This is a genomic window from Maribacter sp. 6B07, assembly GCF_002700155.1.
Classification (GTDB): domain Bacteria; phylum Bacteroidota; class Bacteroidia; order Flavobacteriales; family Flavobacteriaceae; genus Maribacter; species Maribacter dokdonensis.
Window position 1 is genome coordinate 2,175,898 of the sequence record NZ_PDUT01000001.1, and the last position, 22,825, is coordinate 2,198,722.

At 37.1% G+C, this 22,825-nt stretch carries 24 protein-coding genes; 6 read left to right on the forward strand and 18 right to left on the reverse strand.

Features of this window, described 5'->3' with window-relative positions:
* The first annotated feature begins 87 nt into the window (after positions 1 to 87).
* The 5 genes from CSC80_RS09165 (at position 88) to CSC80_RS19315 (ending at position 5,258) form a co-directional block, all read left to right on the forward strand.
* Complete coding sequence (locus CSC80_RS09165) at positions 88 to 2,403, forward strand: glycosyl hydrolase (RefSeq protein WP_180268593.1); 2,316 nt, start codon at positions 88 to 90, stop codon at positions 2,401 to 2,403.
* A gap of 241 nt (positions 2,404 to 2,644) precedes the next feature.
* Positions 2,645 to 3,028 (forward strand): hypothetical protein, encoded by a 384-nt coding sequence (locus CSC80_RS09170; protein ID WP_099191173.1) that lies wholly within the window; start codon positions 2,645 to 2,647, stop codon positions 3,026 to 3,028.
* 124 nt (positions 3,029 to 3,152) lie between these two features.
* Positions 3,153 to 4,187 carry a histidine kinase gene (locus CSC80_RS09175; protein ID WP_099191175.1) on the forward strand — a complete coding sequence of 345 codons (1,035 nt, stop codon included), beginning with the start codon at positions 3,153 to 3,155 and terminating at the stop codon, positions 4,185 to 4,187.
* Positions 4,184 to 4,945, forward strand: a complete 762-nt coding sequence (locus CSC80_RS09180) for a LytTR family DNA-binding domain-containing protein (RefSeq protein WP_099191177.1) — start codon at positions 4,184 to 4,186, stop codon at positions 4,943 to 4,945. The genes CSC80_RS09175 and CSC80_RS09180 overlap by 4 nt, the downstream gene beginning before the upstream one ends.
* Positions 4,946 to 5,036: 91 nt before the next feature.
* Positions 5,037 to 5,258 carry a hypothetical protein gene (locus tag CSC80_RS19315; protein WP_143751732.1) on the forward strand — a complete coding sequence of 74 codons (222 nt, stop codon included), beginning with the start codon at positions 5,037 to 5,039 and terminating at the stop codon, positions 5,256 to 5,258.
* 55 nt (positions 5,259 to 5,313) lie between these two features.
* Here the strand turns inward: CSC80_RS19315 and CSC80_RS09185 are convergent, their stop codons facing one another.
* Positions 5,314 to 6,552, reverse strand: coding sequence for a DUF2130 domain-containing protein (locus tag CSC80_RS09185; RefSeq protein WP_058105094.1), 1,239 nt, complete (start codon positions 6,550 to 6,552; stop codon positions 5,314 to 5,316).
* A 168-nt stretch (positions 6,553 to 6,720) separates the two neighbouring features.
* On the opposite strand from CSC80_RS09185, the gene CSC80_RS19755 reads away from it, so the two are divergent.
* Complete coding sequence (locus CSC80_RS19755) at positions 6,721 to 6,855, forward strand: hypothetical protein (protein WP_262493739.1); 135 nt, start codon at positions 6,721 to 6,723, stop codon at positions 6,853 to 6,855.
* 2 nt (positions 6,856 to 6,857) lie between these two features.
* Here CSC80_RS19755 and CSC80_RS09190 read toward each other — a convergent pair whose 3' ends face one another.
* The 17 genes from CSC80_RS09190 to proC form a co-directional block, all read right to left on the reverse strand.
* Positions 6,858 to 7,394 (reverse strand): DinB family protein, encoded by a 537-nt coding sequence (locus CSC80_RS09190; RefSeq protein WP_099191179.1) that lies wholly within the window; start codon positions 7,392 to 7,394, stop codon positions 6,858 to 6,860.
* Positions 7,395 to 7,423: 29 nt separating this feature from the next.
* Positions 7,424 to 7,927, reverse strand: a complete 504-nt coding sequence (locus CSC80_RS09195) for a hypothetical protein (RefSeq protein ID WP_099191181.1) — start codon at positions 7,925 to 7,927, stop codon at positions 7,424 to 7,426.
* A 24-nt stretch (positions 7,928 to 7,951) separates the two neighbouring features.
* The gene (locus tag CSC80_RS09200) at positions 7,952 to 8,164 is read right to left on the reverse strand and encodes a hypothetical protein (protein WP_099191183.1); all 213 of its coding nucleotides are present in this window, start codon (positions 8,162 to 8,164) and stop codon (positions 7,952 to 7,954) included.
* Positions 8,161 to 8,847, reverse strand: a complete 687-nt coding sequence (locus CSC80_RS09205) for a hypothetical protein (RefSeq protein WP_099191185.1) — start codon at positions 8,845 to 8,847, stop codon at positions 8,161 to 8,163. The genes CSC80_RS09200 and CSC80_RS09205 overlap by 4 nt, the downstream gene beginning before the upstream one ends.
* Positions 8,848 to 9,080: 233 nt before the next feature.
* Positions 9,081 to 9,722, reverse strand: coding sequence for a hypothetical protein (locus CSC80_RS09210; protein ID WP_099191187.1), 642 nt, complete (start codon positions 9,720 to 9,722; stop codon positions 9,081 to 9,083).
* Between the two features lie 151 nt (positions 9,723 to 9,873).
* Entirely contained in the window at positions 9,874 to 10,299 is a 426-nt protein-coding gene (locus CSC80_RS09215) for a hypothetical protein (protein ID WP_099191189.1), read from the reverse strand.
* 15 nt (positions 10,300 to 10,314) lie between these two features.
* Complete coding sequence (locus tag CSC80_RS09220) at positions 10,315 to 10,818, reverse strand: hypothetical protein (protein WP_099191191.1); 504 nt, start codon at positions 10,816 to 10,818, stop codon at positions 10,315 to 10,317.
* A gap of 1,677 nt (positions 10,819 to 12,495) precedes the next feature.
* The gene (locus CSC80_RS09225) at positions 12,496 to 12,879 is read right to left on the reverse strand and encodes a DUF559 domain-containing protein (protein ID WP_099191193.1); all 384 of its coding nucleotides are present in this window, start codon (positions 12,877 to 12,879) and stop codon (positions 12,496 to 12,498) included.
* A gap of 162 nt (positions 12,880 to 13,041) precedes the next feature.
* Positions 13,042 to 14,802, reverse strand: a complete 1,761-nt coding sequence (locus CSC80_RS09230; protein ID WP_236973351.1) for a serine hydrolase — start codon at positions 14,800 to 14,802, stop codon at positions 13,042 to 13,044.
* Between the two features lie 39 nt (positions 14,803 to 14,841).
* Positions 14,842 to 16,116: an amidohydrolase family protein gene (locus CSC80_RS09235; protein WP_099191197.1), complete on the reverse strand. Its 1,275-nt coding sequence runs from the start codon at positions 16,114 to 16,116 to the stop codon at positions 14,842 to 14,844.
* Between the two features lie 579 nt (positions 16,117 to 16,695).
* Positions 16,696 to 17,208: a hypothetical protein gene (locus CSC80_RS09240; protein ID WP_074670002.1), complete on the reverse strand. Its 513-nt coding sequence runs from the start codon at positions 17,206 to 17,208 to the stop codon at positions 16,696 to 16,698.
* Positions 17,209 to 17,374: 166 nt separating this feature from the next.
* Positions 17,375 to 18,199: a TIM barrel protein gene (locus CSC80_RS09245; RefSeq protein ID WP_236973365.1), complete on the reverse strand. Its 825-nt coding sequence runs from the start codon at positions 18,197 to 18,199 to the stop codon at positions 17,375 to 17,377.
* Positions 18,200 to 18,279: 80 nt separating this feature from the next.
* Positions 18,280 to 18,981 carry an NUDIX domain-containing protein gene (locus CSC80_RS09250; protein ID WP_099191201.1) on the reverse strand — a complete coding sequence of 234 codons (702 nt, stop codon included), beginning with the start codon at positions 18,979 to 18,981 and terminating at the stop codon, positions 18,280 to 18,282.
* 156 nt (positions 18,982 to 19,137) lie between these two features.
* On the reverse strand, positions 19,138 to 19,986 hold the full coding sequence (locus CSC80_RS09255; RefSeq protein WP_099191203.1) for a GNAT family N-acetyltransferase: 849 nt from the start codon (positions 19,984 to 19,986) through the stop codon (positions 19,138 to 19,140).
* 27 nt (positions 19,987 to 20,013) lie between these two features.
* Positions 20,014 to 21,213: a glutamate-5-semialdehyde dehydrogenase gene (locus tag CSC80_RS09260; RefSeq protein WP_099191205.1), complete on the reverse strand. Its 1,200-nt coding sequence runs from the start codon at positions 21,211 to 21,213 to the stop codon at positions 20,014 to 20,016.
* Positions 21,213 to 22,001 carry a glutamate 5-kinase gene (gene proB, locus CSC80_RS09265; protein ID WP_058105157.1) on the reverse strand — a complete coding sequence of 263 codons (789 nt, stop codon included), beginning with the start codon at positions 21,999 to 22,001 and terminating at the stop codon, positions 21,213 to 21,215. The genes CSC80_RS09260 and proB overlap by 1 nt, the downstream gene beginning before the upstream one ends.
* On the reverse strand, positions 21,994 to 22,809 hold the full coding sequence (gene proC / locus CSC80_RS09270) for a pyrroline-5-carboxylate reductase (RefSeq protein WP_058105158.1): 816 nt from the start codon (positions 22,807 to 22,809) through the stop codon (positions 21,994 to 21,996). The genes proB and proC overlap by 8 nt, the downstream gene beginning before the upstream one ends.
* Positions 22,810 to 22,825: the final 16 nt, after the last annotated feature.

Sequence of the window (22,825 nt, forward strand, 5' to 3'; positions counted from 1 at the left end):
CCTTTTTTTAAGTTAAAAAACGCCTTGGTCAGCTTTAGGTTTTACAGTTTTGCTATCTTATACTATAGTTTAATCATCTCTTGGTTCATGAAAAGGAAATATCTTTTGGTCACACTTTTTGTAATAGTTGGCATTGTAGGTTTTGCAGGGGTACAATATCTGCCAACATCGGAAAATGGAGGTGTTTCCGTAGCTCTGGATTCCGTTTCTACTAGAAGGGATTTACGCAGGTCGTTCTTTGATAAAAGAGAGATATTAGTGGTGTATGGGGCAAAGGACCCCAACTTGCAACAGGAATATCAAAAACTTCTGGAAGAACTTTCAAAACAAGAGCTTACTCGTTCTAGACGCAGTGTAAAGGTGAGTTTTAAATCGGTAGCGGAGGTTGATCAAGAAGAATTTAAGACATCTATTGTCTATTTGGTGGGTGCTGTAGATGAAAACCCTTTCATTAAAAAATATATGGTCAATACGCCGTTTCAAATTTCTGAAACCGATATAACCATAGGGACTAGGAGCATTCCAAATAACAATTCAATTTTAGGCGTTTGTTTTTACCCAAGTCCGGTAGACTCAAAATTACCTTTCGCATATTTAACTGGTACCGATGCCAAAGAAGTGTTTGAACTTTTTGCCGATAAGGTAGCAGAAAGAGGTCAGTCGTTTTACCGTCAGAATTTAGAATATGAGGTATATGAGCAGAAAGAACGATTGGTTATGGGCGATTTTAATACCCGTTGGGGAATTGAAGGGTCTACTTTCTTTGATTTCGCCACAGGTACAAGAGTGTTATTGGATACCGAGGAGTTTAAGTTTATAGACCATCAAAAAGCGATCGATACCGCTGATGTAACTAAAAAATTAAAAGAGGTCAAAGCGGCCAAGGCCAAAGTGGTCAATTTTGTTGGTAACGGCAATGTCCCAAAAATCACCTATAATTTTTATACCTGTACAGAAGAGAAAGGTTTAATGACAGGCAATACCGATCACTCTACTTTTGATCCCGCAACAAATGCCGTACATACTATTGTCAACAATATATATGCACATAATAATATAGGTAGGGACAATGCATTGGTTTTGTACAACCTTATTGGGGAGAGTAGTAAAACCATATTTAATGTAGGTCTACCTATTTATTTTACGGATACCTGGCAAATGAAAGGCTATAAGTACTGGGCGGCAAGATTGGTAGAATCTGAAAATACGTATACCGTAGCAGAGCTATTGGACAATTCATTTTTAGAAATGGAATCTTCATTGATCAGGGATTGTATGGCAGGTGCTTTCACAGATTTTTTGGTCAAGACTTGGGGTAAGGAACGGTACTTGAAACAATATAAGAACGTATCGCTTTCTGATGCTGAGAAAAATAGATTGAACGTAAAATGGCAGCAGTATTTAGAGGAGTTGCCAAAAGCGCATCCTAAAGTCCAAAAGCAAGCAAAGACATTACCCTATCTAAAAGGTTTTAATTTTGCACATGAAGGTTATAGTATTTACAACGGTTACGGTTCTCAAAAAGCGACCGAATCTCTTTTAAAACAAAAGAATATGGGCAGTAATGCCATGGCCATTGTACCCTATACGGGTATTAATGATATTAATACACCAACCCCTTTACACTTTAGTGATAATGCCGGTAGTGAAAATGATGATGCCGTGGTACATGCCGTGTCCATGGCAAGTAAAATGGGCATGTATACTTTGCTAAAGCCACAGATATATGTAGGTGGAAGCTGGCCAGGTGGTATAGATATGCCTACGGATGCCCAATGGGATAAATTTCATGATTATTATTATAGATGGATTCGTCATTACGCCTTCTTGGCAGAAATTCATGGGATGGATGCCTTATGTATTGGTGTGGAATTTACAAAGGCCACTTTGGCAAGACCAGATGCTTGGCGCCAAATGATCAAACAAACCCGTGCACTTTACTCAGGTAAGATCACTTATGCCGCCAATTGGGGCGATGAGTTCGAGAAAATCGAGTTTTGGAACGATTTAGATTTCATTGGGTTGAACTCCTACTATCCATTAAGTAAAAAAGACAATCCTACCAATGCCGAAATGAGCTTAAGGTTCGATACGGTGAAGACCAAAATTAAAAAAGTATATGACCGTTTTAAAAAGCCAATAGTTTTTACCGAAATCGGATTCAGGAGTATAGATACCCCTTGGAAGAATCCGCATGCTGAGGCAGATGAAACTATCAATGAAGAGGCACAGCAAAGGTCTTATGAGGTTATATTTAAGGGAATTCAAAATGAGCCATGGTGCCAGGGCATACTATGGTGGAAATTTCCTAGCTACATAGAATACCGTGGCGAGCATAACAATGCGTTTACCCCAAATAATAAATTGGCAGAGGAAACGGTTAGGGAGTGGTTCACTAAATAGGAAGGCATCCATAAAAACAAAAGTATACTCTTTGTTTAAAAGCATCAGATTGGTAGTGCTCAAGTACTAATTTCTTCAAAATTATTCCCGCTTTACATCCACCAAAAATAATTCATAACTGTCTAAAGCTGTTTTAGATGGCAAATTCGACAGTTGAGTCACTAATATTATCTGCCTGCGGTATTGCTCAATATCTTTGGGGTATAGAAAAACAATTCTAAAAACTTAAAATTATAAAATCATGAAAAACATTAAAATTTTATCGGCGGTAGTCATAGTGGCCGTCACCTTTATTTCATTTAAAGGAGTACAGAAACAAAAGGAAGCAGAGAAAGCAGAAATCACTGCTATTTTTGAAGATTGTGTTATTGATCTAGAAGCGCAGTTAGAAGCATCTTTAGAAATGGGCAAATTAAACGCCAATGAAATAGAAGTGGTTGAGATGGCCGAAGAAGTAAACTTGGGTTTTGACACCTTTGAATATTTGCCCCTTGATTTTGATCCCTATGCAGGTGCTAATTTATCCGATATAGATTTTGAAATTTTTGAAGAGGAAGAAATAGTGGAATTAGGTTTTGAAACTGCGGCATATTTGCCAAACAATTTTGACGCCTATGCACTTTAAGAAGTTAGTGTAGTTTAAATGTAAGTTGGTCTTTGCTTTTGCGAAGGCCGGCTTTTTTACGTTTTACAAATTCAAAGTTATTATTACGGTATATTTGAGAAGTACCATTTAGAAAAGAGATTACATGGCATTGACAAAGGTTAAACAGGGTGAAGTAGTAAAAACGGCCCTACTTATAGGTATTTTGGTATCGTTGCCAAAAACGATCTATCTATATAATGGTATTATGGAGGGGAATTTAAATTTCTCCATGTCATGGGTAACCGATTTTTTATATAGGTACCTATTTTTCTTCTGTTTTTCTTGGTCGGTCATTCAGTTAAATGCCAATATAGATTATGATGGTTTAAAATGGCCTCCGTTTTTAAAATGGCTATTAATTCTGATCATAAATGTAGTATCGCTATTTGTTGTGGTCAAGGTGATTATTGCGTTTTATCCTTTGGTAAATGGCAGGGTATTGGAATCTCACGAAGAAGGTTGGGTCAATTTCACCTTCATCAATCTATCTATAGTGCTATTTTTTATAGCTAGGTTATTACGGGTAAGTACGGATAAGCAAGAGAGTAGAATAGAAAATGAACAGTTGAAACAACAAAATTTGGAGAATGAGCTTGCCGCCCTTAAAAACCAGATAGATCCACACTTTCTGTTCAACTCCTTAAACTCGTTATCGTCATTAATTCGTGAGAATGAAAAAGCTACGCAGTTCGTAAATAAGCTTTCATACATGTACCGCTATATTTTGCAGAGTAGCGAGATCAATTTGGTGCCCGTTAAAGACGAGCTAAAGTTTTTACGTAGTTATATTTATTTAATGGAAACCCGTTACCGTGATCGTATACGAATAGAGGTAGATATAGATGAAAAACTCTTAGATCGTAAAGTGCCACCTTTGGCTTTGCAATCGTTAGTGGAGAATTCTGTAAAGCATAATGAGATATCATCTACCAACCCGTTGACCGTTAAGGTGTATTCTACAGAGGAATCGTTGTTTGTGGAAAATCCTATTCGTACGCGTAGTACCGTGGCAGAAGGTATGGGCACGGGCTTGTACAATTTAAAGAAACGCTACTTGCTTTTACTAAAGAATGAAGTTAAGGTAAGCACCCAAAATGATATATTCAAAGTAGAATTGCCCTTAAACCTACCGGCATGAAAGTAATAATTGTAGAAGATGAACTTGCTGCTAGTGATAACTTGACGTATCTGCTGACCAAGATCGATCCAAATATTGAGATCGTTACGGTGTTAGATACCGTTAAGGCTGCCGTAGATTTTTTCAGTAATCCGTTTGAAGGTATTTTGGTGTTTATGGATATTCACTTGGCAGACGGTATTTCATTTGAGATTTTTGATCAGGTCACTATTAACATTCCTATTATATTCACCACCGCTTATGACCAGTATGCGTTAAAGGCATTTAAAGTGAATAGTATTGATTATCTGTTGAAGCCTATTGATCAAGAAGAGCTTTCAGATGCCTTGGATCGCTTTAATGCCCAAAATCAAAAAAAGGGTATGGACGAGCAGCAAATGCAAAGTCTCTTACATTTAATACAGACCAAGCCCAATACGTATAAACAGACATTTTTAGTGGGTATCGGTGATCAATTGTTGCCTATTAAAACTGCGGATATTGCTTATTTCTTTATAGATACCGGCGTGGTAAAAGCGGTTACGGTGCAAGAGCGTTCGTATGTTTTGGATATCAAGTTAGAGGAAGTGGAAGAGGCACTTGATCCAACACTTTTCTATAGGGCAAACCGGCAATTTATAGTACGCAGAGAAGCTATTGTGACTATAAAACTACACTTTAACAGTAAGCTGTTGGTAGAAGTCCATCCGCCGTGTAGTGAGCGTATTGTAGTGAGCAAGGCAAAAGCGTCGGATTTTAAAAGTTGGGTAGGTAGGTGAAAGTAAAATTTTTATTTTTCATCAAAACATGTAACAATTTGCACAAAAATGCTACATATAGGCGTAGTTAATTATCAAAATCGTCCAAAACATGCAAAAACACATTCAGCCCCTTACCATGAAAATTTTAAAATACTTTATTCTTACTGTTGGTGTTTTAGGTTTAGCGGCAACACTTTTAAATGTGTTCTATTTTAAAGATACATCAAGTAGTAATTTCGGTAGTTTTATAAGCTGTATATATTTAATATTCATCTCTTTCCGATTTGAAAAGATGATCACCTGGCTAAATTCCAAACTAAAAAGAGCTTAGCGCCCAGCGCGCAGCGAAAACGCACTTACTCACCAACAAACTAACCCACTAACAACTAATCATCAATCTCCGCATCCGGAAGGTCAAGAATGGTTGAGGTAGATAATGAGTTACCGGCAATACCTTTAATAGAACCAAACAGCACGTTAATATTCTCTTGAACGCCCCAAATTTGCTTTTCCCTTACCGCAAAATTCTTGTAGGCGGCTTTTTTCTCGTAGTTCAGTTGCTTGATCATAGAATCATAATTTTCAATAATTCTATTGATATTCTGTACAAACTCGTTACTGGTAAGGTAAGAATATAAAAGTTCCATTTTATCGCCCTTGTTCTCGTCAGATGATTTGATCGATTGTGTTTTTAGCAGCAACTCGCGCAGCACCAGTGATACACTTTTTACCTCATTGAACCCACAGATCCATACACCGTTCTTCTCACCAAAGCGATCCATATCTGGTGGAAAGGTCTCCGTAACGATCACCGCAATATCTGCCTTGCAATTGATCTGGTCTTGCTTTAGCTTATTGATCCAATCATTACTGAAGTTTTTGGTGCGCTTGCTCTCATATACGATAGAACCACAGGTCTGCTGAAGGGAGTTAATCACCGTTTGTATACAATCTGCACCACGAATACCCTTGCCAACCTCGTCTATATTATCAAAAGGGTAGGTGTTACGTAGCAACTCTTCTAAGGCAAGTTCTTGTATTTCGCCCTGCATTTGCATAGAACCTTGTTCGGCCTTACGCTTCATTTCATCAATAAGTTTCTTTTGATCGTCCAGTTGCTTTTGGTATTCCTTCTCTTTCAGCGCCATGGCCTCACGCTCTTTTGCCTTGGCTTTTTCTTCTATGATAGATTGCTTCTCCAATAGCTCTTTTTGCACGTTCATCTTCAGTTCCTCGGCTTTCTCCTTTAATTCGTTCTCACGTTTTAAAAGATCGATCTCTTGGGCGCGCAAAGCTCTGTTCTCCTCTTTCTTTTTTTCGTTCTCTTGTTGTAGGGCACGCAGTTGCTGCTCAAAAGATTCGTTGGTCTGCTTTTGTATTTTTTCAGATTCCTTGGCAAGACGTTGCGCCAGCTTCTCTTTAAAAAGCTCGTTCTCTTTTTCTTTCTTTTTCTCGAACTCTTCTACCTCAAGTTCAAGCTTTCTACGTTCTTTATTGAATTTCTCTGCCTGCTCTGCTACTTTACGTTCGTATTCAGCCTTAAAATGAGCCTGCATTTTGCCAGAAAGCGCCTCTTCAACATCAAACTCATGCGCACAATTCGGACATTTAATTTTATCTACCATGTTCAAATATCATTTGTAACTATAAAAATACAGAACCCAAATTAGGCATACAATCTTTAGGCGATAATCCAATCAGAAATACAGTATATTATTGTTGGCGGACTGACAATTGTCATAGAATAAACAGCCGTTAGAAATTACATTTACCGCAATTAAAATGACCAAACTATGATAACAATGAATCTTCCCTTGGTGAACTGGAGCAATGGTGTAGTAATGATCGCCGTATTTGCCGGTGTCTGCATTGCCCTGGTAGGTATTGTACTTTCTATTATGAATACCGATAAAAAGAAGCAGGAGTAATATTATTGATACAAAACGTACCGTGGTGGCGTAAGACCGTTCAAGCGCATGGCAACCAACATTTGCCCTCTATGGTGGGTAATATGGTCTGCCAACAGCATACATATTTGCCTTTTAGATCGATCCAGCCCAAAATAATCCAAATGATCGTCCAATGCTTTAGGGTCAAAATCCTTTAATAAGGCAATGGCTTCGGTAAAGGTTTGGTCTATACGCGCCATCATTTCCGCCTTGGTTTTATGGGCAGGTTTAAAAACGGTATCGGTTTGGTATACACGGGCTTCACGATTACCTAAGAGCGACTGGCTATGCCAATCTAGCGCAAAACCAATGTGCATTAGATTCTCGGAGAAGCTCAAAGATTCTGCCGTGGCTTTGTAACCATATTTTTCTTCGGGCATCATTTCCGCGACCAAGAGCAAATACTTGCGGGAGTTCTCCAAACGTTCAATACTATCTTCTAAAAATTGATCTTGCTGGGCAAGCAATGTTATTGTGGTACATAGGATGAAAGAGATAAATAGAATTGTTTTTTTCATGATGAGCGATGATGAAGTGAGCAACTAATTTACTCCATTTGTTGCGGTGAACAGCCATTTTTACGCTCTTCTTGGGAGAGAATCCAAACATTGATGACTTTTTGGTCTAAGTCATTTTCTTTATTTGGCATTACAAGGTCTATGGTCGCAATACTTTCTGTTGCAATGGTATAGATATCATGCTCTAATAGATAGCCGTTTACATACACCGGGTTGTTCTGTTCCAAATTAAAAAAGGCATTGAGTTCTGTTTGTGTTTTAGAAGGTATCTTCTTTTTTAGTTTGGCAAACAAAATACCGTTTGCCGTAAGATTATAAAAATGCGCTTTTCGGCTAGGTTTTTCCTTTATCACTTCTATTTCTTCAATGACTTCTTTTGAAGTGATGATGTTTTTATTGGCGATAATATGCTCGTCAACCAAGAGTATTGGGCAACTGATATTTGCTTCCAGTGGCAGTTTATTGAAGCTGTCCTGTGCATTGCTGTATACATGTAGTAGTATGAAAATAATGGTGGAGAAGATGGTTTTCATAGGGATGGATAGCTTACACCAGTTTTACTCAGTTTTATGTCTCTTTGAACTACGTGCAATTTTATAGATTAAAAAAAGCGGAATTAACATGGGTATTATACCCAAAGCATTTTTCTTATAAATGGATGCCACCGTGCCAATAACAAATATGGCTGCGAGAAAGCCGATCAATGCAGCATTGATTAATTGTCTTTTTCTCAATTTCTTTTCTTGGTTTTCTTTGTGGTGGTTGTTCAAATTGGAGCTATTTTATTAAATTTCTTTAACCTGTCTAATTCAATAGATGCAAAATAATATTCAAACTCAAGAAACTTACCGTTGATTCCTTTACATTCTTGCAAATGATATATATACTGTTCATTAGCGTCATTATCAAAAGCATTTACTGCTTTATAAAATTCAAAGACACATGCAGATCTTTTTTTTAAGGTTGTGTTTTCAATTTGATCAAGTTCTTTTGTTAATTCTAGTTCTGTTATTCGATTAGTTAAATATTTAGGAATCGTTAATTGACTTTTGTTCAACTCCTTTATAGCTACCTTTTCTAGTTTTGAATCTTTGAAAACCTTAGAGATTAAAAGAAGAAAACTAGAAGGCCTAAATATTCCACTAGTATAATTAACAGTAGACTTGTTAACAATAGGGTAGGCAAAATATTTCTTAGCCATTTCATAATCTTCAAGAGCATAATAACAAAGCCCGATTTTCAAACACAAAACATCTCCTAAATTTTTTGAAGCTAAATTTCTCTCAAAATGGTCAGTGTAATCATTTAGTGCGGACTGATAATTGTTGTTTAACAAATTACAAGTTGCTTTTGTTCTTAAATTTAAATCACTGGGGTTTTCATCATAATTTTTTTCCGCTTGATCTAGTGCTAGTTCAAAGTTTTCTTCAAATATGTTATCCCATGGATTCATTGATGATTTAATTGTACTTAACGGTTTCAGATCGTATGTTTGTTTCTATAGTTGAAGATAAGATATTTAGAATAATCCATTAGTTTAAAGGAAAGTGTAATTACATAAAAAGCCTTTCTCCAGTATACCGAAAATACAGGTTCAGCTTCTGACATGGAATAAAAAAAGCCCAATAAAGACTAATATGGATAGTGATTATTTCTAATTATAGGCTTGTGCAACGGTTACCGTTGTTAGGGCACGTTTTTTATTTTTGCCAATAATTTGTCTAGATTATTCAAATCTTGATTATAAATGGATATTAATCTCAATTTTAATTCTTCATAGGTTTTTATTTTCTCAAGTTTTCTTTTTTCGTATTCAGAGTCTCCCTCAAGCCCCCAATATTCAATGTAACAATCGTACTCTGGAAGGTAAAAATCAGAAATGATTACAACTTTTTTATTTTTATAAATTAAAGGTTCATAATCGTGTTTGATAGAGTGATAATTTAACCATAAGTCTATAATCAATTCTGAATTTGAACGAACAATATGTCCGTCTGGAGAGATTATCTTTGGGGGTTTTCTGTAAAATTCACTGATTGTATTATCAAATCCGTTTAAGTAATAATAAATTCCGCCTTCAAGTTGATTATTCAGTTCGCGATTCGACCAAACTCTTTTTTGTTTCTTCATTTTCTCGATAATAACTGCACATTTTACAATTATTTCCTCAAAATGGTTTTGTCCTTTCACGTACTTATTTCGCTTATAGAGTTTGTCAATTTCTTTGTTCAGAAGACTTTTTCCATCGTATTGATTTTCAAGAACAATCTGCTCTTGCATACTTTTATAATATTCTTGATTTTTATTTATGGCTATTCTGATGGTCATATTCTTATGTGCCCTAACGACTTCGTATAAGATTAGTTGCGTGGTTTTAGCAATTAATTTAGCAAATAAAACCGAATAGAAAATCCGTTAGGATTTTTGCTAGTAGGCTCTCACTAGCAATGGATTATATAAGTTGTTGGCTACAGTTATTTTATATAATTATTTCTTTTAATGAAATCAGAACTAATATCAATAAGCAAAGAAAAGAAACAAGAAATGTCACAATTTGCCATATAAAACTATTCCAAGTTTTTTTTCCCATTTTTTCAGATTTCAGTCTGTCATCTTCAATTCTGTCTCTTTCGTTCTTATCCCTTTTTCTAGCGATTTGTGCGGTTAGTTTAAAATCCTCAAGTCTATTTAAAATTACAAATATTCCAAGTCCAATTGAAATGATAATTAAAGAACTTGCTACCCAGAAAAGCTTTTTCTGAAAACTGCTTAATATTAAATCTTCTGTTTGGATAAAATTAATTGCAAATCCAAGTACTGCAACAGCTAGTGCAATAATCAAATTGTTAGCATATCCTAATTGCTTAATTCTAATATCTTGCCATTTCAAGTAACTTTTATTCATAAATATAGTTAACCATTAATTTTTTTCCCATTCATTGATTACAATTGATTCTATGTGATTTTTAGTTCCGAACTCATCCAGTCTTACCCTTGAATTCTCACAACCATTCATAGGACAATTATTTCTGATAAACCTTAAAGGAATGTCATCGTGTTTTGTACAATAAAACTCTAAATCTGAAATAAAAGGGTCTCCATTGCTTTTAAAATAGACTTTCCACTTGTACAAAATTCCAGTTTCAGGGTCGAGATTTCTATTAAACTTTCTCAATTTGTTTTGAGCTTTCGAGTAATAACTTCTTTTTTTCTTAAAAACTTGAAACAAAATGAAAGACACTAAAAGTATTAATGCGACATAAACAATTTTCACTTTAAATTCGTAGATATCTCTTAAAGTTTGTTGGAAAGTAATTCCTTTAGCTAGACTAGTTAATTTAACTGAAATTATTCCAATTAAACCTATTATTGACCAAGCAATTATTTTACTCCCAACTGGGTCTTTCCAAATTCTTTTGAACATATTATTTTGAGTAGTTTTTTGTTTTCATAATTGTAGCAAACTATTGTGTAAGTGTACAATTACACATATTCGTAAATAGTAAAATATACGTGCAATGGTTTTTATAATGGTTTTTAGCTAAAGTGTTAGGGGAGTGTACTTTACTTGCTACTGCAATATAAAGAAGTTATGGTATATTTTCTTACGGCTTTCCGTAAAACTGTCAGAAAAATAAATGGGCTGCCTACTATGGGGCGGGGAGGTTTATAATTGAGATCAGAACACCCAAGAACCCACCCCTTTGGTCCCCTCCCAAGAGGGGAGGTTTTCGTCATTGTTTTAAGATTTTTGGTTTTGGGAGAATTATGTTTTCAAAAAGGTTATCACCACTTTATTATCTAAAAAGTATAATAATAGTCACAAACTATTCCCCTCCTCGGAGGGGCTAGGGGTGGGTTCTTACAGGTTAGCATGTTCCATAAAATCTACAGTACCCGATTACCCACCCCTTTGGTCCCCTCCCAGGAGGGGAGGTCAGCGTCTTTATTTTGGGTTTGTTGGTTGTTGGGGAGTTACGTTTTCAAATAGATTACCACCACTTTTTTATCTAAAAAGTGTAATAAAAGTCACAACCTATTCCCCTCCACGGAGGGGCTAGGGGTGGGTCCTTATGGGTTAGCATGTTCCATGAAACCTACCACACCCGATCACCAACCCCTTTGGTCCCCTCCCGAGAGGGGAGGTCAGCGTTTTTGTTTTGGGTTTGTTGCTTGTTGGGGAGTTACGTTTTCAAAAAGGTAGCCACCACTTTTTTATCTAAAAAGTGTAATAATAGCTAAAAACTATTCCCCTCCTCGGAGGGGCTAGGGGTGGGTCCTACCGGGTCGGCATGTCCCATAAAATCTACAGTACCCGTTTACCTACTCCTCAATCCCCTCCCGAGAGGGGAGGTTTTCGTCTTTGTTTTGGGGTTTGTTGGTTGTTGGGGAGCTGCGTTTTCAAAAAGGTTACCACCACTTTTTTTATCTAAAAAATCCAATAAAAGTCACAAACTGTTCCCCTCCTCAGAGGGGCTAGGGGTGGGTCCTTTAGGGTTAGCATGTTCCATAAAATCTACCACACCCGATCACCCACCCCTCAATCCCCTCCCAAGAGGGAGGTTTTCGTCTTTGTTTTTGGGTTCGTTGGTTGTTGGGGAGCTACGTTTTCAAATAGGTTACCACCACTTTCTTATCTAAAAAGTATAATAAAAGTTACAAACTATTCCCCTCCTCGGAGGGGCTAGGGGTGGGTCCTTATGGGTTAACATATTCCATGAAACCTACCACACCCGATCACCCACCCCTTTGGTCCCCTCCCGAGAAGGGAGGTTTTCGTCTTTGTTTTAGGTTTGTTGGTTGTTAGGGAGCTACGTTTTCAAAAAGGTAGCCACCACTTTTTTATCTAAAAAGTGTAATAAAAGTCACAAACTATTCCCCTCCTCGGAGGGGTTAGGGGTGGGTCCTACCGGGTTAACATATTCCATGAAATCTACAGCACACGATCACCCATCCCTAAATCTCCTCCCAAGAGGGGAGGTTTTCGTCTTTGTTTTGGGTTTTTTGGTTGTTGGGGAGCTACGCTTTCAAAAAGGTTACAACCACTTTTATGTCTAAAAAGTGTAATAAAAGTCCCAATCTATTCCCCTCCTCGGAGGGGCTAGGGGTGGGTCCTTCCTTGTTCCAATTCTTCAATATACTCTTTAATTTCTTCCAAAACGCTAGATAGATTATTCTTCACATCACTATCTGAAAACCTAATCATATTTACGCCTAAAGATGCCAAACGTGCTTGCCGTTTCCTATCTTTTTCTTCATGTCCTTCTTTAAAGTGGATACTACCATCTACTTCTATCGCAAGTTGAAGATCTTTACAATAAAAGTCTACTATATACTGGTCAATAGGTATTTGCCTGCTAAATTTGTAACCCAATTTTTTACCCTTAATTTCTCGCCATAGGGCAATTTCACCTAAGGTCATATTGTTCCTTAGCTTTTTAGCCAGTTCTACTAAATATGGGTGGTATGGTATTATTTTTCTCATAGTAGTACCCACCCCTTAGTCCCCTCCCAAGAGGGGAGAATTGCGTTTTTGATTGTGAAGTTAGTGTTGGTTGAAAGTTCAATTGTCATATAATTATTTTGCTTAAAGTTAAATTACGGTCTCAATTTTTTCCCCTCCTCGGAGGGGCTAGGGGTGGGTATTTTACTCCACCTTCATACCGTTCATTTCCTGTCCGTTTTGAAATAGGGTCAAACTTTCTGTATTTCCGTTTTCGTCTTTTATGAACTGAATTTGTGCGGCAACTTCTTTTAAGTAAAAAGTATCTTTCGATTTGGCGAAAATATTGAATGATGGTTGTCCCGTTGCCTGTGCTTTTAATTGTTTACCATCTTTGGTAATCGTAATTTTAAAAGTGGGCATCAATTCGTAGACGCCTAGGTAACTTTCCAGTAGCGCTTCTGGTACTTCAAACTCTTTTGTGAGACTACTGGTATCAACACCTAATTTTTTAAGCATATCAATCGCATTTATATTTCCAGGATTCATTTCTACCGTTTTGGTATAGTTTTCAATAGCACCATTATTATCACCAGATTTCATTAACGCTTCGGCATAACTATCATATACATTGGCAGAATTTGGATACGCGTCTACATTTAACTTAAAGACTTGAATAGCTTCTTTGGTTTTGTTAGACCTTAATAATTTATATCCCGCTTGGTTCATCTCATTTTCATTGACATTAAAATCTTGATTGTCTTTATTTTTCTCATAAAAGGCTACTCCTGCATCAATACCTGCTGTCTCTATAACTTCTAAAACTTTAGATGCCAAGGAAGCTTTTGGGAGGTCATAGCTCTTATCGTTTATAATACCGAGAATAGCTTGCGTAATTTGACCTAAGGGAGCTCCGCCTGTATTATTTAAAAGCACGATTAATGATCGGTCCGATGGCGCTCTGGAAATTTGTGTGTTGAATCCGTTAATTCCACCACCATGGCTAATTACGGCAATACTATCCGTTGTATTCCCAAGAGCTTCATTACCGGACATCCATCCGTAGGCATAGTGAAAACTGCCAAATGCAGGGATGTATGGTTTAAAATACATATCCATATATTTTTGGGATAACAATTTGTTGGTATATAGCGCTTGATCCCACAGGTATAAATCTTCTACGGTAGAATAGAGAGATCCTGCGGCATACGGAATGGTCATATCTAGGTAAGGAGCATTAATGAATTCGCTTCCATTTTTTTCATAGCCTGTAGCTCTATTTTTAAGGATGTTGGAGTGATGGTCAAATCCGGAATCTTTCATTCCTAGTGGAGAAAATATATGTTCCGTTAGCATTTCTTCATACGTTTTTCCGGATAGTTTTTCAACAAGCAAACCCAATAGAAAGTACCCCGAATTGCTATAATTGAATCTTTCCCCAGGGGTAAACTCCAATTCCATATCCTGAAACTTTTTAGTGAACTCTTCTGGCGAATATGGGTCGCGACTATCTTCTTCAAAAAACTTAGGGAATGAGGTGTAGTTGGGTATACCGGCGGTATGGGTCAATAAATGGTGGGTGGTAATCTGGTCTCCGGTAGTTTTTGGATATTCTGGTAAGTATGTGGTTATGGGAGCTTGAAGATCTAACTTTCCATCCGATGCCAATTGAAGAATAAGCATGGCGGTAAATTGCTTGGTGATCGATCCTAAACGATGTTTTGTGTTGGAACTGTTAGGAATATCCCACTCCATATTCGCCAAACCATAACCCTTTTTAAGAATAACCTCACCATCTTTGGCAACAAGAGCAGAACCATTGAATTTGCCATATGAGAGATATTGATCTAGGAGTGCATCTATATCGTCTGATTTTGATTGCCCGATTGCTGCAGTGCTTATTAAAAGCATAACAGATAAGCAAGTAAGTAACATACTGCCAATACTGCGATGTAATGATTTCATAATTTGTTTTTTTTGATTGATTGAATTACTCTAGGTTATTTATTTTTTATTCTTATAAACTGTACCGTTTTTCATCACGAATTTTACGTGTTCCAAAGTGGAGATATCTTCAATTGGATTTGTGTCTACAGCAATAATATCTGCAAGCATACCTTCTTTTAACTCACCACGATCCGTGAGCCCTAGCATTTCTGCACTATTGGTAGTAGCGGTTTTGATGGCTTCTTTAGTACTCATACCACAATCTATTAATGCCGCAAATTCAATGGCGTTTTTTCCATGGGGAATAATAGGCGTGTCCGTCCCAAAGGCAATTTTGACATCTGCTTTTATAGCTTTGGTAAGGTTTTGTTTGGCAATGGGCATTACATATTCTGCCTTACCGGCCATAACGGGATCCATTTTATCTATCATGGGTTCTATTATAGTGGCCAGCCCCCTGGTAGGTACTAGATAAACACCATTTTCTTTCATAAGTTGAATACCTTCATCATCTATAATAGACCCATGTTCAATAGAGTACACACCGGCTTTTATCGCCTCTTTAATACCTTCTGTACCATGTGCGTGGGCGGCAACTTTAATATGATGCCTAGCAGCTTCGTCAACAATGGTTTTCATTTCCTCATTGCTTAGTTGTTGGGCGCCAATGGCATCTTCCATAGAGAGCACACCTGCCGTGGCGTGCATTTTTATGAATTTGGCACCATGCTTAATTTGATATCTTACCGCTTCTATGGCATCATACTTACCATTGATCACTCCGTCATTTGGACCTACGGTAACCAATCCTTCCGCCAGTCCTAAAGAAATATCCCCGTGTCCGCCACTAATGGTAATCATATGTCCCGATGGAATAATTCGTGGTGCAGCTATGGTACCTTGGTCAGAAGCCTCTGAAACGGCAACATCAATTAATTCTGGAGTAATATGTAATTGCCCTATACTTCTTATGGTGGTAAAGCCTGCCATCAGTGTTTTTTCAGCATTTGCAACAGCCCTAATAGTACCTTGACTGGCACTTTCCTTATAAACATAGTCCCAACTACCTTTAAAATCCCCATCTAAATGCACGTGCATGTCCATAAGCCCGGGTAACAATATTTTACCCGTTAAGTCAATCGTTTCCAAACCATCGGGTAATGCCTTCGGATTAATAGATTTGATACTTCCGTTTTCAATGAGCAGGTTGGCAGGTGAAATTAATTTACCGGTTCTAACATCTAAAAAAGAAGCTGCTTTTATGAGTTTTGATTGTGCTAGAACGGATGATGTAGTTGCTAAAAGGATAAGAAGGGTTAAAACTTTTTTCATTTGGTCAGATATTTGTTTTACGGTTTTTTAATAAAATCCAATGGTTATGGATTTACTATAAAGATAATATTATAAAGTGTTAGGGGAGAGTACTTTGCTTATGGAAAGATACAGAAGTTTGATTAATTAAGGGTTAATGGATGGAGTTTAAACAGTCACAAACTATTCCCCTCCTCGGAGGGGCTAGGGGTGGGTCCTACCGGGTTAACATATTCCATAAAACCTACAGTACCCGTTTACCTACCCTTTGGTCACCACCCAAGAGGGGAGGTTTTCGTCTTTGTTTTGGGGTTTGTTGATTGTTGGGGAGCTACGTTTTCAAAAAGGTTATCACCACTTTATTATCTAAAAAGTATAATAATAGTCACAAACTGTTCCCCTCCTCGGAGGGGCTAGGGGTGGGTTCTTTAGGGTTAGCATGTTCCATGAAATCTTCTGCATCCGTTTACCCACCCCTTTGGTCCCCTCCCGAGAGGGGAGGTTTTTGGTATTGTCACTATACTGATAGCTGCTAAAACAAAAAACCGCTGTAAAGAAAGTTCCTTACAACGGTTCACGTTTGAATTAGTCGAGTTTGTACTAAACGAATAGCAGTATAATAGTCAAAACCATACCTGCCAAAGAAAAATAAAGTCCTTTTTTGAAAACTGAAGTTTTGGGCAAAAACATCCAAAATGATGAAATCACGAAAAACAGTAATGATAGTCCAAAGAAAATATTCAAGAAATAAACAGGGCTATTGGTCGTGGCTTTATGTAGGTGCTCCATCTTATCTAAGATAAATGGAAGTTCCATCTTTTTAATGGTAGCCATACCTGTAGCTTTATTGTATTGCCCTTGCTTAAAATAGACTACGTCACCTTCCGTTTTTTCCGGTTTTATGCCACCTTTAACACGTAGTGCTCCGCTAAGTTCACCAGCTTTTAAGTTTGGCTGTAATTGCTGCTCAATTATTTTTTCACTCTTAAGAAAATCGGTCTGTCTAAAAATCATGATTATTCCGCTTATGGAATACATAGCCATAATACCTGCTAGAAAGAAGCCTAGGTAGCGGTGAATAATTCTCATTCGTAAACTGGTGGTCATTTTCATTTTATAAATTTTAAAGTCGGTTTTGCGCGTGCAAATGTAAGATTATAGTTAATAAGAGTTTTAGACCTAAAAAATTATAAAAGGTTTAATCTGGACAGTGCAAAAAAAAGAAAACCCCAAAGAAAATAAATTCTTTGGGGCAGTCTCCGTTGTTTGGTATTTAAATTTATTTGAAACCTATTTCTTTAATGCCTTCATGACTTATTTTTATAGCTTCTAAAGGTTTTAGTCCGTCAAAAGTCATGTCCTGTTCTACCATGTAATATTTCATGCCAGAAAGTTCTTTGTTGTCCAAGATATTTTCAAAACCGATAGATCCTGTGCCAACAGGGGCAAATCTTCCTTGCTCATCCATGTCTTTTACATGCCAAATTTTAAATCTTCCCGGATATTTGTTGAAGTAAGCAATTGGGTTGGCCTCAGCCTTGGTTACCCAATAAAGATCCATTTGAAAGTTCAATAATTTTGGGTCTACATTTTCCAATAGGTAGTCTATAGGTACAATACCATTTTCATTCTTTTTAAATTCAAAATCATGATTATGGTATAATAATTTTAACCCTGCCTTATTTGCCTTTTCTCCTAAGGTGGTTAAAATTTCCGCCAGTTCTTCTATGGTACCGGTCATGCCCATAGTCATGTTCTCTTGGTTAAAGGTAAACATGCCCATTGGTGGAATAGGAACAACGAAATACTTAAAACCGGCGGCTTTGGCATCTGCCATCATCTGATCGGCATTGTCAAGGGTAACCGCGCTTTGGTGCGTACTGATCGGTTTCAGTTTTAAAGATTTTAATAAACCTTTAAAGTCAGCTGGAGTCATACCATAATATTTTCCATCTTCATAACCTGCAGCTTCAATATTCTTGTATCCTGCATCTGATACCGCTTGTAATGTAGCTTTGGCGTCTTTGCCCATGTCATCTCTGACCGTGTAAAGCGCAAGACCTCCAAATTTCTTTTGGGCATAGGTGGTTACCGTGCCCAGCATAAAAATGGCAATTGCCATGCATTTAAATAAGTTGTTAGTTGAATTTTTCATTGTTGTTGTATAAAGTGTGAGTATTATTTTTATTGTTTAAAGCTATATAGATAAGGTGCTTTGTGCGCCTTGCCTTCAAAAAGCTTCTCATGACGTTCTAAAATATCCAATGACAGCATTTTACGTTGAAAACTTGTACGTCTTAATTTTTGGTCTAGAATTGCCTCAAAAACCTGTTGTAGTTGTTTCATGGTGAATTTTTGGGGCAATAGGTTGAGCCCTATCAATTTTTCGCTAATGTTATTACGAAGAACCTCTAATGCTTTATCCACGATTTCATTGTGGTCCATCATTAATTTTGGAACATCATCTATTGCGTACCAGCCAATGCTGTCAGATAAATGGTCTGGTTTTGGGTCTACCTTTTCATAATTGATCAGTGCGTAATGGCCAACGGTTAAAAAACGATCCATCATCCATTGGTTTTCGGGGGTGTTTTTGTTGCTACCATCTAAAATACGGCTCATGGCATAAGAATCTGCCCTGTCAACTTCACCAAATACCTGAAACTGATCTAGGTAAACATTGGTTAATCCAGTACGTTCTTTTACCCCTTGTTGTACGGCTTCTTTTAAACTTTGATTTTTTCTGATAAAGCCACCTGGTAGTGCAAAAAAACCAGTGTTATGATATTCAAGAATGAGTATTTTTAACGACTTACCATTAAAACCGAATATGACACAATCATAAGAAAGGTTAGGAATGTAATTCGTATTATTTGCACCTTTCATGAGTGAATTTGATAAAATTTGAATAGTTTTTTCAAATAAAGCACAAAATTGAACACTATCAAAGAATTATTGTCATAAAGTGAGACAATAAATAAATAATGCCGATTTTGAGTAGTCATAGGCTCAAAACCGGCATTCATTATGTGTAGTGTTATATTACTTTTCTTTGTAATACCAAACGTTCATACTCTCCATAGCATCTCTTACCATACAATTATTGGTAAGGGTGCCGGCAAGAACAAACCCATGTTTGCTAAAGGTGATGTTTAAACCATATGAGGTAGCCCTTACCATGGTATAAAGGGTTTTGCATCCATAAATATTCATTTGACCCTTAATATCCTGTACTAGGTAATAAGAAAGATTTTGACCTCTAAAATCTGGATGGGTTACAAAATCTACAATCTCCATATTCAGTTCACTTTCATTAATGGCAAGAATAGCAGAAACCAGTAATTGACCATCTTGAAAGAGCCCATAGAACTCATGGTTCAAACTCTTTAATTTAGAGAAGTATTCTGTATTCTTAATTTGATGCGGGTGATATTTATACGCTTTCTGATGTAAATCTTCTAAATTTTTAAAATCCGAAACCGTGAGTGACCTTATTTTCAGGTTACTAGGCATTTGAAGATGTGGATCTGTTTGAGGTTTATTAGCGGCTTCTGCAATGGTCTTAACCGTGCTAATGGTCTTTTTGGTCTTTTCATCATGGGCAAGACGTTCTTGCTTGGTGTATTCTGCAAGAAAATAGCCATCAACTGTACCACGATACAAACCTGGTATTTTAGCCTCCACTACAAACCCTTTGGATTTTAAAACCTTAACACCTTTTTCAGATGCTTTGCCAAGTATTTTTTCGTAGTTTTTCTTTTTGGCCAAATCTTTCATTTTAAGAAGTAAATGGTCTAGATTGACATTTTCTGCTTCAGAAAAAAAGATTCGTTTGTGCATGTTGCCATGATAGACCAATGCGCCGTCTATATTTTCAATTGTTTCGAACATTATTTCACTTTTAGGGGAACTAGAATGCTATTCACGAATTTGTCCGTTACCAAATATATAATATTTATTGGTTACCAATTGTTTAAGACCTAATGGACCACGATGGTGCAATTTATCTGTACTAATCGCAAGTTCTGCACCAACACCCATTTGACCGCCATCTGTAAACCTTGTAGATGCGTTTTGGTATACTGCGGCACAATCTACTTCTTCCATAAACTGTAGTGCCGTATTCTTATTGGTGGTCATAATAGTGGCAGAGTGTCCGCCAGAATTATCGTTTATTTTTTCTATCGCTTCATCGAGAGATTCAACAGCACCTAAACAACATTTCATGGCTAGAAATTCTTCTTCCCAAATTGCTTCATCATGTATTTGTTGAGCATCTTTTAGAATATTGTTTACATCGGCATCAACCAATGTTTCCACACCATTTGCATTTAGAAGTTGGTAAATATCCGCTAATTTTTGTTCGTAATTTTCAATATTGGAATTGATCAATATTTTATCCAAAGCATTACATGCCGATATTTTTTCGGTTTTGGCGTTCATGATGACCTTAACGCTTTTTTCCCAATCCGCTTCTTTATCTACAAATAAAAAGTTATTTCCTCTTCCGCTAACCAACACGGCACATTTTGCATGTTCCTTTACAAAGTTAATGAGGCGTTCACCACCTCTAGGTACGATGAGGTCAAGTTTTTCGGTAGGGTTTCTTAAAAACTCTTGTGTTTCTTCCCTGTTCATGGTCAATTGTTGAATGTAGTCTTTAGACAGTCCGTTCTCCTCTAAAGCCTTGTGCCATAGTTCAACAAGAATTGTATTACTGTAAAGCGCTTCTTTACCACCTTTTAGCAAAATTTTGTTGTTGGCCTTAAAAGCAAGAACAGCGGCTTCTATGGTGACGTCCGGTCTAGATTCATAAATGATCATGATTGTACCAAAAGGAGCTGTTTTGTTGGTAATATCTAATCCGTTATCCAAATTTTTGGTAGAAATGATTTTACCTACAGGGTCTTCTTGAGACATCACCTCTTTAATAGATCCGATCATACCATCAATTTTACCGTTGGTTACAATAAGTCTATCATACATAGCTTGATCTTCTTTGGTAAACAGGTCAAGATCTTTCTTGTTGGCATTGAGAATGCTACTTCGGTTGGTATCCAAAAGTAACATCATACTATTTAAAACCTTATTTTTTATTTCTGTTGAAATTATCTTCATTATGCTTCTGCTTTTTCTTCAAGGGTAACTTTTGTACCCACATTTTTTCCTTCTATAATATCAATGATCGTCCGATCTTTTTTACCGTTGGCAATAAACGTAGGTATGTTTTTTGCGGCGGCTTGCTGAGCGTAATCTAATTTAGAACCCATGCCACCACGACCTTCACCTGCTTTTTTAGTGTTATCTTGAATAAATTCTTCTAAATTTTCTTCAGGATTAACATGTGCTATAAGGTCGCTGCTTTCTTCGTTAGGGTTACCGGTATAGAGTCCGTCAATATCCGTTAGAATAATCAGCTTGTCAGCATCTATCAGCTGGGCTATTAAACTTGCCAGTTCGTCATTATCGGAAAACATACTCATGGTGACAGATACGGCATCATCTTCGTTGGCGATCGGTATTACCCCTTCGGACAACAGACCTTCTACGCAATTGATCATGTTCTGTCTGTGTACACCAGGTGTAAAATCGCGTTTTGTAGGCAGTACCTGGGCACATTTCATACCATAATCATGAAAAATGTTATAGTACAATCGCATCATTCTAGGTTGGCCAATAGCCGAATACACCTGTCTGCGTTGCGTGTCGTTCTCTATAGACGATGTGCCAAGCACCTCACGACCTGCAATTACCGATCCTGATGATACCAATACGGTTAAAATATCACGTTCATATAGTTCTGCGATCTGTTGTACCAAATTTCGTAATACCGGTCTCACTATACGATTGTCCTTATTGGTCATGACGTTAGTGCCTACCTTAATTACTATTTTCTGTTTATACATTTACTTTTTCTTTTCCAAGTTCTACTGCACGTTCAAATGCTGCGAACGCTGCTTCTTTAATTAATTCACCAACATTGTTATTTTCCATAGAGTCTAGGGCTGCACGGGTAGTACCACCCTTACTTGCTACCTTGTCCATCCAAGAATTTGGCGATAGTTCATTTTGGTTAAAAAGTTCAATGGCTCCTGTAAAGGTCTGTGCTACCAGTACTTTAGAAACACTTGGGGTAAAGCCCATTTTTAAAGCGGCCTCCATCATACTTTGCATAAAATAGAAAACGTAAGCTGGTCCACTACCTGAAATACCTGTAGAGGCGTCAATAAAGTTTTCATCACTAACCAATATAGATTTACCTGTGGTGTCCAAAAGACTTTCAATGGTCAATAGCTCAATTCTGGTAACATCTTCAGAGGCTACAAAAGAGGTGAGGCCTTTACCGATCTGGGCCGGTAAATTAGGCATGGCACGTACTATTTTTGTGAGTCCCGTTAATTGTTTTATGGTATCTATGGTAACGCCCGCCATGATCGATATCATGATCTGGCCAGGTTTTACTAACGGGTTTAGCTTTAAAAAAACGCTTTCAGCATGGTATGGTTTAACGGCAATAAAAATGATATCTGCCTGTGGGGCACAATTTTTAAGGTCATCAAAGGCATCAAATTGAGGATTTTCTCTTAATTCCTCCAATTTTTCTTCAGAAGTGTCAAGCACCATTATATTCCTTTTCTTAAGTAATTTTGATTTGGACATGCCCTCAGCATACGTTAAGCCCATGTTACCTGCTCCTATTACTAATATCTTCATGAATTCTGTTTAATTT